This window comes from Actinocrispum wychmicini, assembly GCF_004345645.1.
GTDB lineage: Bacteria > Actinomycetota > Actinomycetes > Mycobacteriales > Pseudonocardiaceae > Kibdelosporangium > Kibdelosporangium wychmicini.
Genome location: NZ_SLWS01000004.1, coordinates 89752 through 103354, shown reverse-complemented (window position 1 = coordinate 103354; position 13603 = coordinate 89752). Strand labels below are relative to the sequence as shown.

The following is a 13603-nucleotide window of genomic DNA, read 5'->3' as shown; positions in this document are numbered from 1 at the left end:
GATCACCGGGAAGGTACGCCCCTTCCCGGCCGATCCACAGGTATCAAGCATTGCTCTTGCGATCTCCGGCAGATCACCACGGATCTCACCCTCAGCGTCATAGGCCGGCCTCCACACGGGCGCTGTCCTCGTAAGGTCCCGCTGCGTCAACCTCACTCGATAAAGTGGCACCGTGGTAGACGACGAGACGGAGCGGTCAGGCCAGATCGTGGAGATCTACACCGACGACGCGTGCAGCCCCAATCCTGGCCCCGGCGGCTGGGGCGCTGTGCTGCGTTACGGTGTCCACGAAAAGGAGCTCTACGGCGGCGAGGCCACCGAAACTACCAACAACCGCGTGGAATTAACTGCCCCGATCATGGCGCTAGAAAGTCTGAAACGACCGGTGGTCGTACGGCTCCACACCGATAGCGCCTACGTGTGCAACGGCATCACGCAGTGGATGGACCGTTGGAAGAACAACGGCTGGCAAACCTCCGGGAAGACCCCGGTCAAGAACGCTGACCTGTGGCAGCGACTGGCTGCGGCCGCTGAGCGGCACAAGGTGGAATGGGTGTGGATCAAGGGACACGCCGGACATCCGGAAAACGAACGCGCGGACCGATTAGCGGTCAGCGGACTTGAGGAGATCACCGGGACAACCGTCGTTCAACCATCACGACGAACCATCACACCAGGCCACACGACGCGCACCGAGCGATCCGATACCCCACCTGTCCAACGCTGCCGCGAGGTCACCCTCAAAGGCCAGCCCTGCCCGAACAACGCCCGCCCGTCCGGCCTGTGTCACTTGCACGATCCAGCCGTCCAGTGCGGTGCGCCGAAACACAATGGCCAGCGGTGCACGACCGCAACCGGTGGCGGGCTGTGCAAGAAACACCTGCCGCAGACCAGCACAGAACCCGACCTCTTCGGCTGAGCGCAGGATAATGGCCGGCACTCGCGTCGTGTTAACCGAGATCGCCGATCTCTGGAACTCGACCACAGACGAAGACCTGAACGGTCTTGTCCAGGCGATCGCCGAGACCGTTGACATGTGCGAACGCGAGCCTTGACGACTACTCGGCACCGGTGGGCGGGTTGGTGAGGCAGCGACGAGCCAGCCTACCGCGGCCATGGCCGACTCAACCTAACTGGCTGCGCGGCTTGTTCGGGGGCGGGTGCAGCATGACCAGCGGAAATGATCCGACCGGCGTCACGGGTATCGTGCGTTCTCCGGAATTCAGGCGAACACGAGGCGCTACCGCAGACGACGGACCTGGTGCGGGACAATCCTCCGGAACTTCCGGCAGAAGGGAGGTGCAGCACGGGTGCCCATGTCCTTGCCTCCAGACCCCTGGCGCGAAGCCTTGGGCCGGTTTGGCCGTCTACTGCAAGATCTGCGCAAGAAGACACGCCTGACCCAGGAAGATCTCGGCAACAGGATCGGCTACAGCGGCAGGAAGGTGTCCGACCTCGAGCGAGGCATCGGCGAGCGAGTTCCGTCGGAAAGGCTCGTCATTCCCTATATCGATCAGTGCATCGCGGTCTGGAACATCGATAAGGTCATCAAGAACGAACACCGCCAGGTGCTGTTACGCGAGTACGCGGCGCTGGAAATATTGCGTGATCGTCTCCGCCTAAGCCCTCGTGGCACCGGCAGCGCTATCGACGTACCTGCCCTACCCGCCGAGGCCGAGTGGCTCACCGACGATCGTATGGTGCGGCCGTTGTCGGCGCCGCCGCCACGTTCTCGTCCGATTTGTGAAGTGCGGTTTCCGGTGCTGGTTCGACGCATGGCGATTTGGTCAGCCATAGCCTTGATGGGATTGCTGGGCACGGTGCTTCTGGTCCCCGCCACGTTGTCGCCAACACTGCTCGGCCCGGTCGCGGTTTTGTCCGTGTTCGTCGGCTGCTATCTGCTAGTGGCGTCGCTGCTGTTCAGAGTCTTGACTCGGGCATTCTTGGTTGTGGAACGAAAGGCGAGTACACAGACGGGTCTAGAATACGTGCTCCGCGGCGCGGTGTTGGCATTGTTGATGGTTGCTGTTGGCTACGTGGGAATCAGGTACGCCGCCGCTGGGCTGCCTGCTCCCTGGCATGATTACCTACCCCTGGTAATCGCCGGGGTTGTCGCGTGGTGGGCGGCGGGAGCCGGCATGCGCGGATACCGGATCGACCGTGCCGCACGGTCTGCTGGTGTGCCAGGGGTGGTAGCCGGTTGGCGCCGAGATGGCAAACCCGAGGCGTTTGTCTGGCGACGGGCCGCGCAGGGACTCTACGACAGATTGACCGGATCGCCAGAATGGCGGCGACCACGATCTCCGGCGCGCCAAGATCAGGTCACGAAGGAGTATGAGGCTCTCAGCGACGCCCATGCGACCCTCCTGCGCCAGGCGGCCCGGCCATTGCGGCAGTGGCTGGCCGAGGACCATGCCCGCGCCGCCGTACTGGGCACGGTGTGGGCTGTCGGCACAGTCGGACTCGTCCTCATCGTGGTTGTCGAACTTGTACTGGCCGGCCACCCGTTACCGCGCATGGTTGGCGTCGCGGTCGGCGCGATTGTCTTGGTGTGCGGTATGGCGATCGCTGGTGTCCGGCTCGGACACGGCTCGATGCGCCATCGAGATACTCAACTGGCCGCCGAACTGGCCGAGACTCTCGCGACTCTTCAACCATTGATTCAAGACCAGCACACCGACTGACTCCCTCAACAAACTGGCGAGGAACCGGAACGCGATTTTGCCCACCGTCGTCAGATGGCGTAACCACGACATGGGGTTGCTCTAACTGTGGATCGGTCGGCAGTTTCCAACCTGTGCCCGGTCGTATGCGTGAGAGGAACCGCCAGCGTGGTCCATGTCTTGAGGTACATATACAACGTGGGACTGCAGTCTCTAGGGGCGGATGTCTGATGTGGGCACACGGGTGTGGAGTACGGGAGCCAAGCCTGCTCGGCGCCCCACCGGCGGCCTCGTCAAGATCGGTGCTCCGGGCCCTGTAGAACCTGGGATAACGACGCCCAAGCGGAGATCAAGTGTGACAGGGGGCACGATGAGTACCGTGGAACCGGAACCTGTAGAGAAGCTGGCCGTCCTCATCTCCGGCGAGCGTTGGCAGGACGGGGTGGAAGACGAGTTGCACAACGATGTCACCGATCGGCTTGCCGCTTCCGTCGTGGTGAAGGCGTTGACTGACACTTTGCCGCGAGCATTTGTAGCCGCCGGGTGGTACTACTGGCGCCGGTTCGAGTCATCGCGGGGGACGGACATCGACTTGCAAGCTGCGGCAGCTATGTTCGCTCCGTTGTTCGCCCACAGTCCGGAATATGTTCCATTTCCGCTGCAGAAGGCGTTTCAGGATGATCCCGGACGCACCGAAGACACGCCGCAGTGCGCTGCTGACCGCGCCACCGCGCTCCTCATGGTGGCAGCGCGGGCGTCGAGCGCGGAATTGACCAATGCCTGTATCCATATTCTGGAGACAGTTGTAACGGAGTTCATCTCTCTGGAAACCCCGCCGGACGAGCTACCGGACGTCCTACTCGATCTGGCCATGGCGTGTGAACAGCGCTACCGGCACGAAGGGGACGCTGCCGATCTTGATCGGATGATCGATATGGCGTTGGTGGCAGTGGAACGCACGCCGCCCGGCGCGTCACAGTTGCCAGTACGGATGTCAGGGGCGGCTACCGCGCTGTCTGTCCGATACCGTCACAGCCGGGAGCTGTCAGACGCCGACGGTGCTGTGGCGTTGGCGGGCCGCGCGGTCGAACTACTCGACCCCACCGCTCCCTATCAGGCGAAACTGCACGCCAACCTCGCTGCCGCATTGATCCAGCGGTATGAGGGATTCGGCGCTGCGGCAGATCTGCGATCAGCTGTGGCCGCAGCCGAAACCGCGGTACAGACGGGTGCGAACTACGCGGGTCAATCGGCAAGACTCACCCAGTGGTGCTATGCCCTTCGCAGGCTCGCAGAGCTCAACGACGACCGGAATTCACTGGAAGTGGCGCTTGATGCGGCCGTTGAAGCCACAGGACTGGATAAGGAATCGCCAGAACCGCAGATCGCACTGGGCAGCATTCTCACGTCGAAATACGCCTTCGATAAGAACGCGGAAACAGCGGAGGTGGCCGTCGACGCCGCCCGGCGTGGGGTCGAACTCACGTCTCCGCAAGATCCGGAACGCAGCAGGCGGCTGAGCGTGCTATGTCTCGCGCTGCGGTCGCTGTCGGAAGCCACCCGGGCCACGGGGCCGCTTGACGAGGCGATCAGGGCTGGCCGGGTGGCGGTCGAATTGCTGCCCGACGACCATCGCGACCTTGTGCCACGCCGTATAGCGCTGGGGGTTGTTCTGCAGGCTCGCTATGACTTGGCTGGCGGTGTAGCCGACCTCGTCGAGGCTGGCGTCCAGTTCCGGCGTGCGTTGGAGTCCTGTACGTCTGAGGCTCCCGACCGAGCGGCCTGCTTGGACAACCTAGGCCTGAACCTGCGCATACAAGCGTTGCGCACAGGCGACCCTGCGGAACTCGATCAAGCGATAGCGATGGCGCGCGAAGCCGTCCAGGCCACTCCACCAGGCCACCAGGACAGCCCCAGCCGACTCAACAATCTCGGCGTGGCACTGATCGAGCAGGCAGAGCTGTCCGGTGGCTCGGAATACGCCGACGAGGCGGCGAGGGTGCTGCGTGATGCGGCTAGAACTGATCGTCCTGAGCGCTTGGAGTATCTGGCCAACCTGGCGTCCGTGCTCTTGCTCATCACCGCCAGGAACGCCGGACCCGCCGGTGACATGCCGCTGCTGGACGAGGCACAGGAAGTCGCTGAAGCGGCGGTCGTGGGCGGCAGTGCGGCCGCGCATTCGGTCCTTGGCGCGGTCCTGTTGGCTCGTTTCGAACGATCGAACGCCGCCGCCGATCTGAGTGCCGCACTGAACAGCGCGCGAGCCGCAGTGACAGCCGCGCGAACCACGGGTGTGCCCGAATTGGGTCACTACCTGTCGAATCTGGCCGGGCTGCTGGTTCTCCAACTGGACCTCGACCTCGTCGAGGGATCGGCCGACGAGCTGGTCGCCGTCGCTCGGGAGGCCGTGGACGTCGAGCAGAACCAGATCGCTGACCAAGCCCGGCGGCTTGTTCATCTGGCCATCGCCCTACGCCGGATCGACGACCTGCGCGGCGCCCAGGACAGCCGGGCAGAGACGATCAGGCACTGCAGGACCGCGGCGCACCAGCTCTCCGCACCTGTTCCGGTCCGTATCCGCGCCGCGGCCGAATGGGCGCACGCGGCGGTCTCCGCGGGCGACTGGGCCACCGCACACACCGCGCTCCGGCTCGCGGTCGGTCTGCTGGACCGGCTTGCCCCACGGAATCTCAAACGCGATGATCAGCAGCGGCTTCTGGCCGACCTGCCTGGGCTCGCGGTGGACGCCGCAGCGTGCGCGGTCCGTGATGCCGACGCCCGTACAGCTCTCGACCTGCTGGAACAGGGCCGGTGTGTACTGCTTGGCCAGGCGCTGGACACACGTGTCGACCTGAGCGATCTGGCCGCGCACTCACCTCGGGACGCCGCCGAGTTCATTCGCTTGTGCACGCTGCTCGAGTCCACGGACGGCGACCCGCAGGCGGCCGCCCGGCGGAAGTCGTCAGCGATGGAGCTGACCGACTTGATCGAGCGAATCCGGCGGTCCGGATTGAACGACTTCTTGCGGCCTTTCACGGTCGATCCGGCCACAGACGGAGCTGACGGCCCCATCGCCGTATTCAACGTCAGCCGATACGGCTCCGACGCGTTGGTCCTCACGTCGGACGGTGTCACGCGCGTGCCCCTGCCGGATGCGACGCCGGCCTCGGTGCGGGGGCAGACCAGGCTGTTTCTCGCGGCCGTGGAACAGGGCACCGATGAAGTCGCCGAGGACGACCTCAGCACCGTGCTCTCCTGGCTGTGGGAGGCAGTCGTCGGGCCGGTCGTGACGCATCTGGGCTTCGGCGCTCGCACCGATGACGAAGCACCCTTTCCCCGCTTGTGGCTGTGCCCCACCGGATTGCTCTCCTTCTTGCCGCTGCATGCCGCGGGCCACGCCGCAACGCCCGGCGGGACGCTCTTGGACTACGTGGTGCCGTCCTACACAGCGTCTGTACGCGCGCTGCGCCACGCCCGCCGCAAGAGACCGCTTGAATCGGCGGGAACTCCGCGTGCGTTGGTGGTGGAAATGCAGGAGACGGATGACGACGTCATCCTGCCCGGCGTCCGCGTTGACGCCGCACTGCTCGGTGAACTGCTGCCCGAACAGGTCACTCGGCTGAGCGAGCAGGCGGCGACAGCATCAGCGATCCTCGAGAGCCTGACGCACCATCATTGGGTGCATTTCGCATGTCACGCCACAACGGACCTGATCGATCCCTCTCGCAGCAGCATGGCGGTCGTGGGATCGCTGGACATCGCTGCTCTCGGTCGCGCCCGCCTGGACACAGCGGAACTCGCATACTTGTCGGCATGTAGTACAGCGCAGACCACCCCGCCGTTGGCCGACGAGGCGATCCACATGGCGTCAGCCTTCCAGCTTATGGGATACCGTCACGTGATCGCCGCCCTATGGCCGGTGTACGACAGGCACGCGGCCACCATCGCGACCCAGGTGTACAGCGACATCGTTCCTGCCTGGCCCCAAGCGAAGGACAGCCCGGTGGCGCTTCACGCTGCGGTACGAGCACTTCGCCGGATCTGGTCGAAGTATCCGTCCGTATGGGCGAGTTACATCCACATCGGGTGTTAAGGGCCTTGCGATGGTCGGAATTCGCAGCACGCGAGGCCTCATAGACTTGTCGTGCCAGGGTCTGAAGCCGCAGCACGAAAGACAACCGAGTGCTCACCTCCCGCCCGGCTACCACCAGGAGTGTGCGGATGGCTCACTCCCAGAACTGATTAGGACAATGCCGATGTCCCAGCCTCCGGCTCCCGATCCGTGGAAGCACGCGCTGGTCAACTTCGGCCAACGGCTGCGCAAGCTCCGTCTCGGGGGTGATTTCACCCTGGAGGCTCTGGCGAAGGAGATCGGGAGCTCGAAGAGTACGCTGTCAGAACTCGAACGGGGTTCGGGAAGCCTTCCTCCAGCACGGGATACTGTCACTCGGTACATCGACCGATGCTTGCGCAAGCTATCCGCTGGCAAGGCTGTGCCGAGAGAATTTCGACAGAGCCTGCTGGCGGACTATCAACGGCTCGTCGACCTACATGAAATCGTGGCCGACGCCCAGAAGAAGGAACGAGAAGCCGGACGCCGGCTACCGAGCCCAACCACGACTTCGACCACGCCCGTTCAGTTGGCCGACGTCCTACGTGCACCGGTTGGGAGAACTGCCGCAGCACGCATTGCGGCTGAGAACCCGGTGGTCCCGCAAGAAGCGCAGGCGGTCGTGTTCGCCTCCGACGCATTGTCCTATCAGGCATTCGCCGGCCTTTGCACGGGGACTGCGGAAGGCCCTGAGATCCGCGGCACGGTTTTCGAGCATGCCGTGCTGGGGTCGTGGCGGGTGTGGCTCGCCCAAATCGGGTCGGGCGGCCCGTCCGAGGCGCTGCACCTCGAACGGGCGGCCGTTCACCTCGACGCTCGTGTCATGCTCCTGGTCGGTCAGGCGGTGAGCGTTGGAGCGGCCAGATCTGGCGATGTTGTGGTCGCGGACTATGTCTACGACTATGAGGCCGGCAACGACACCGACAACGGACTGTTGGCGTGCATCAAGACGGCGGCTCCTTCGTACCGTCTGATCCAGCGGGCTCAGCAGGTGGCCAGACGCGGGTTCTGGGCGCCTCGCGGCGATACCGTGCCCCGAGCCCTGATCGGACCGATCGCGGCCGGTAACAAGACAGTCACCGGACGCCAGTCCGCCACTCGCCGCTGGATCGACGAGCATTGCGGCGACGCGCTTGCGATAGATCTTGGCGGGCACGGCTTCCTGCACTCCGCGTACGCCGACCCACACGTTGACGCATTGGTGGTACGAGGGATCCGTGCCGTCGTCGGTGAGACCAGCGAGGAAGAGTGTCATGTGGCCGCAAGCAACGCCGCCGCTTTCACGGCTGCCTTGTTGACAAGTATTCCCCCGGCATGAAGGCGAACGACGCAGAACCGTAGGACGCCGGCTTCCGCATCACCACAAGGACCACTGTGGCACGACTATGCTCCACTGTGGATGTGCCCGGCCCAGACGTCGGGGAAGTCTCGCCAGACTTCCCGCAGCTCACGGGTCGCCGTGTGCAAAGCGCGAGCCGCTGCCGCCGCTCCCTGCTTGGAGATCGTGGCGTAGACCTTGTCCGCGATCCACACCGCGTGGCGGTCCATGATCGGCCATAACGTGGCCACCACATGCCGGTACCCCGCCAGCTGAAACGCCGACGCCAGGTGTATCGCCTCATCGGACAGGTGCTCGCCAGTGCGTGCCGTGGAACATGCTGACAGAAAGGCGAACTCGGCGTCCTCCAGTCGCAGGCGGCTGATGTCCGCGACCGCCAACGGCACCCTCTCGTAGTCCATGACCAGCAGCCTGCTGGCGGACGGAGCATCCGGATCGCTGTGCCCATGGCAGCAGAAGTGTGCCCACGGATGGTGTGGCAGGGCGGCCAGTATGTCGTCCCGTCTGGCATCGTTGCCGATGAACTCGGTCCTGGCAGCAACCTGCCGGGCCAGAATGTCCACTTCCGCTGTGGCGTCCCACATCCATTCCAGCGTCCGATGCAGACGCTCGTTGTCTTCGGTTTCGTCTGTGCAGGCGAGAACGGTCGTGACGTGCTCGCGCACCGTTTCCGGTGTGGCGTCGGGCAGGTCGACCACGGCGACACCTTCCGTGGTCAGCACCAAGGCGGCCGAACACAGCTCGCTGACCATGGTCACGACCACCGGTCCCTGCTGAGCCGTCCGCAGCAGATCCCCGATGTCGGGGGGCTGGAGAAAGCCGCGGAACTCGCGCAACTGTCGGATACGCCGCAACAGGTCCTCGAACTGCACGACCAATGCCCTGCGCCGCTCCCCGGTGAGTGCCGTGGCCAGCATTCCTCCGTCCTCAAGCCGGTCGCTCAACTCGACGAACTGCTGGGCCAGCGTGGTGTCGGCGCGAGCCAGGTCTGTGATGTCGGTACGCGCGTCCAGGGCCTGCGCCAGCAGGACACCGACGGCCTGATCCCACAGCGAGACCGCGCGGCCGGCATCGCCCAGGAGCAGACAGCACGCTGCGGCGTCGGCACCCAAGCCGGACAGCGAGCTCAAGGCGTGCTCAGCGTCGATGCGGGCAAGCCCTCGTGGCGCTACCGTGCCGATCAGCTGCACCGCTTCGGAGTAACCCGCAACTGCCCCTGGCCAGTTCTCGAGCACCGTGGCCGCGCGGCCCCAGCTGCGTGCGACGTCCAGGCGTACAGACGGGCTGGCAATCCGCAAGGAGGATGCCCTTCGGTCGGCCGAGACAACCGCCCTCGCGTCGTCGAGATCTCCGGTCAGTTGATGGCGTGCTTGTCGCGCGGCTGCCAGATTGGCCAAGTACATCGCGAGGTTCGCGTCATCGGATGGGCACTCGGCCACGGCTTTCTCGCCGAGCACCACCGCGTCATCAAGGTCTGCCGGGTGGCCGTCGCCGTTGCGGTACCGGCAGAGCAGGGCGTACACGAGATTGGACAGACGCGACGCAAGCCGCGGATGGTCGGCACCCGTGGCTCCGAGAGCTTCGCGCATCAGCGCAACCGCTTCGTCGCCATCGGACGCGCGGGCCGGAGGCACCTGCTGGTAGCGAGTGAGCAGCGCAAGGGCGAGGTTGCTCTGACGCTCGTCCTGCGATGGGTCGGCCGACGGCAGCGCGGCCATGATCCGCCTGGCGACAACAATCGCCTCGTCAACATCCCCGGAATCACGCAGGCGTTCAAACCGGGACAACAGCAAGGCAGACAAGTTCGTTCGGACGATCACAGCATCGACAGGACGATCATCCGCCACTGTCTCGGCTGCCTGCCGGCTCGCCTCAACGGCCTCGTCGAGGTCATTGCGTTCATTGGTGCGGCTGAAGCGAGTGTGCAGGGTGATCGCCAAAGTGCTGAGCAACACCGAGCGATCGACGTCCTCTGGCGGAGTCATGGCGACCATGCGGCGAGCCAGCGCAACCGCTTCGTCGGCGTCTTCGACGCGGCCGGTCCGCTCAGCCCGCACGCGCAGTGCGTCGACGAGGTTCGAAAGCCTTTTGGTCTGTTCCCACGGCTGATCCGTGAGCGCGGCAGCCGCTCGCAAGTACTCGATGGCCTCGTCCAGGTCGGCGATCCTCCCGGTCAGGTCGAACGAGCTCCTCAGCGCGATTCCCAGCCTGGACAACCTGGTGACGCGAGTCGAGTCGTCGGCCGCCGCTGCGAGCGCTGCACGGGACAAGTTGATAGCTTCGGCCAAGTCCGTCAGATCGCCCCGCTGGTCGGAACGCAGGCGCAGCAGCTGCGAGAGCTGGGAGCACAACGCGGACTCATCCGCTGATTCTGGCTTGGCCAGTCCGATCGCCGCACGGACCGCCTCCACGGCCGGGTCGAGATCCTCGTGGTCGCTGCGGTGATCGGCGCGGTCGCCCAGAGCGATCGCCATCTCCTTGAGCCGGTCCATCCGGTCTGGATGATCCGATTCGGTGGCGGACACCGCGGCCTTGAGATGGTCGACGGCGTTGTCGAGGTCCTCGAACACACCTGCGGCGCGGTATCGCCACATGAGGTGCTTGCCCAGGATGAAGGTCCAGTCGACCCAGTTCCGGCTAGCGGGCTCGAGCACGGTGAGCACCGCCCGCGCGGCTCTGATCGATTCGCTCAGATCCTCCAGCGCGTCAGTCTGACGATAGCGAAGCCCCCAGGCTGCATGCAGATTCATGAGGTAGGCGACCCGGTCAGGGCCGTCGTGAGGAGTTGTGCGCAGCGCGAATCGAAGGTAGTCCGACGCCGTGTCGAGCCACACCAACTCGTTGGTGTGACTAGCGTATATCAGCAGCCGTGCCGCTTGGTCACCAACGAACTGCGGTGTGGGCTGGTCCAGATCCTCGTACAGGTGCTCGGGAATGTGCGCTGTTCCCAGGCGCCGCAGCGGGCGGAAGAGCTCGAGCGCCCGTGCGTAGTCGAGACGGTCCTCTTCGTCCGGCAGTACCTGAAAGCGCATGATGCAGAAGTACGCGGCCGCGCGGTTGGCGTCTACGTCATCGGAAGACGTCGACTGGAGCAGCGTCAGCAGATCGGCCACCGCCCCCTCTTCGAGGACGGCATCGTGGTCGTCCTGCTGGGCGAATCGTGCGATCCGGGCCCGCACGGCTGCGAGGCTCATCGTGCCGCACTTTGTTTGACGGGCAAGGTGCCGAGAAGCTCGATGGCGAACGCGGCGGCGTTGGTGGACGCGTCAGTGGCGTCTGGAGGATCAGCGTCGGTCAGCAGTCGCGATACGCCTACGACGACCAGGGCGTCTACTTTGTCGTTGACGTATGCGGCATGCAGGAAACCATAGCTGCCGCGCGTCACTGCGTGCGCGTCCGACGCCGCCGCTTCTAGCAGACGAGCCACGGTGGACGACGGGTGGACGATCACTTTGGATCCCGCCGCCAACGGTCCGACTACAGCCGACGGTTGCCGAGTGCCTTGTAAGCGCTTCTGCCAGAGGTGCTTGCGGGCAACGAACTGCGCCCGTTGGACGAGCCGGTGGGATGCGTGGTGTGTCTTGATCGTCGGCCTGAAACCCGGAACATCGTCCACTCCTGATTCGTAGTCGTAGACGGATGCGGCAGCCACGACGTCCCCCACCTGCACACCAAGCCTTCCACTCGCCGGGCACAAGAACATCACCACTTCCGGGCAGAAGCGGTCGACGGCTCGCTCGAGCTGAACTCCCGCGGCAGACGACGAGCGAGCAACCTGAGCAAGCGCGACACGCCAGGGTCCCTGTGCTCCGGGGAGTTCGCCCAGTTCGTACACAGTGCCGCGCACCTCACACTCGACCACTTCTCCCGTCAGATGTTCGCTGAACGCCGAATAGTCGGCTTCCGTTGCGGTCAGCACCACAGCCCACCGCCCTTTCAGCACAGAGGACGACGGACGGGCGGCGATTCTGCGTGCGTCCGCGAGCGCCTCCGCCAGGCTGTGCTGCTCGTCGGCCAGCCGCTGCGTGAACCAATCGGCCAGCGCCACGTCGTCAGTGAGCGGACCCGTGCCGGTCACCCGGCCGCCCAAGGCTTGGCGCAGGTTCCCCGCCGTGATACCGGCGGCCGATTGCAGACGGGTCAACCTGCTGAGCAACATCTCCACGATATCAACGTCCTCGCGCAGGCCACCTTCGGACACCGAGAACAGCGCACGCTGCACACCTTCGTCGAGCCGACGCCGCGCCTTCCGAGTCACGTGTCCATCCGCGAACCGTCGCACCGAGTCCCGGACTTTGGCGGCGTGCATCAGATGCCTACCGAGCGGCGCGAGTTTGGCGTCCCCGGACGACCACACCAAGCTGTCGATCGTTCCCTCGTGACGAGCGGCCCCGACAGCCGCGAGCCTGCGCACCGGACGGCCGTCCGACGTCAACGGGCCCGCCTCCCATACACGCAGGGTGTCATGCTCCGTGCCTGGCAGAGTCACGTCGTCGTGCCGGGTGTGCCAGCGCACCGCCCACGGCTCGGGAATCGCCGTGCGGACCTCGGTCTCCACACCGTCGGCGTCGGCCTCATCGCCGGTCAACGCGAGAAAGATTCGAACCTCACCGAACAACGTCGACGAATACGGAGAAGCGGCCGACAGCCACCGCCGCTCCAGTGCCTTCCATTCGCCGGAACAGTCAAGCTCCCGTGCCGGTGCCATCATAGCCGCGAGACACACCGTGTCGTGTTCGATACGGGCCACCAACTGCCATACTTCGGGTAATTCACCAGCACTTGCCACTGCCAGCAGTTCGGACGTCTCCCGCGTTTCCGGCGACATGCCAGGCAGTGTGGCCGGCGCATCCAAATTCACCACAGGCCCGGTAATACCCAGGGCGTTCCACAACGCGACGAATTCCGCCCAGGCATCACTCGCCGGATCGAGCGGATGGTATCCGTAGACGAGGAGCGCGGGCGCGAACAAGCCCACGGCCATCAACCCCGCTGGTCGTCCGCGCCGCTCACCGGGCGATCCGGCGGCGGCCAGTCGAGGCGGTCGTTCGCACGATCCCGCAGCGAAGCAGGCATCTCGGTCCTTCCATCATCCGGATCCTGACCGTTCGTGGTCTTTACCCGGCGAGCGAGAAGGTCGAAAGAATGGGCCACTCGTAGCAAGTCATCGGCATTGCGATTCACCAACGCCACGTCGTAGTCGTCAAGCGTTGTGGCCACCTCGCCCCACTCGGCTTCTGTATGCCGCTGTTCGCGTAGCCAGCCGAGTGCCATCAACGCCTGCTGACGGGCTACTTCGAAGTCCGTCACCATGTGCCTCCTCACGCCGTCCGTCAGACAAACGGTATCGCGCCGCGTGTGCCGACGTTCGGCCAGCTGGGACTACTGCTGAACACCATGATCACCTTTTACTGCTTTCCCGTAGCCCAGCTGTTGCCGCAGCCGCTGGCGGTGTCGGTGGACCTCGCCTGTCGAGGCGGGCAGGAGTGG

Annotated in this window: 6 protein-coding genes and 1 pseudogene; 4 read left to right on the top strand and 3 right to left on the bottom strand. The window is 64.9% G+C overall.

Going from position 1 to position 13603, the window contains the following annotated elements:
* Nucleotides 1-205: 205 nt before the first annotated feature.
* The 4 genes and pseudogenes from rnhA to EV192_RS18585 form a co-directional block, all read left to right on the top strand.
* A pseudogene (gene rnhA / locus EV192_RS55850) lies at nt 206-640 on the top strand (ribonuclease HI); the annotation flags it as partial.
* 676 nt (nt 641-1316) lie between these two features.
* Complete coding sequence (locus tag EV192_RS18595) at nt 1317-2684, top strand: helix-turn-helix domain-containing protein (RefSeq protein WP_243726984.1); 1368 nt, start codon at nt 1317-1319, stop codon at nt 2682-2684.
* Between the two features lie 349 nt (nt 2685-3033).
* Complete coding sequence (locus tag EV192_RS18590; protein ID WP_165960465.1) at nt 3034-6756, top strand: CHAT domain-containing protein; 3723 nt, start codon at nt 3034-3036, stop codon at nt 6754-6756.
* Between the two features lie 163 nt (nt 6757-6919).
* On the top strand, nt 6920-8092 hold the full coding sequence (locus EV192_RS18585) for a phosphorylase family protein (RefSeq protein ID WP_165960464.1): 1173 nt from the start codon (nt 6920-6922) through the stop codon (nt 8090-8092).
* A 65-nt stretch (nt 8093-8157) separates the two neighbouring features.
* Here EV192_RS18585 and EV192_RS18580 read toward each other — a convergent pair whose 3' ends face one another.
* The 3 genes from EV192_RS18580 to EV192_RS18570 are packed head-to-tail and all read right to left on the bottom strand — an operon-like array spanning nt 8158 to nt 13426.
* Entirely contained in the window at nt 8158-11307 is a 3150-nt protein-coding gene (locus EV192_RS18580) for a CHAT domain-containing protein (protein WP_132116997.1), read from the bottom strand.
* Complete coding sequence (locus EV192_RS18575) at nt 11304-13091, bottom strand: CATRA conflict system CASPASE/TPR repeat-associated protein (protein ID WP_132116995.1); 1788 nt, start codon at nt 13089-13091, stop codon at nt 11304-11306. The genes EV192_RS18580 and EV192_RS18575 overlap by 4 nt, the downstream gene beginning before the upstream one ends.
* 5 nt (nt 13092-13096) lie before the next feature.
* The gene (locus EV192_RS18570; RefSeq protein WP_132116993.1) at nt 13097-13426 is read right to left on the bottom strand and encodes a CATRA system-associated protein; all 330 of its coding nucleotides are present in this window, start codon (nt 13424-13426) and stop codon (nt 13097-13099) included.
* Nucleotides 13427-13603 lie beyond the last annotated feature (177 nt).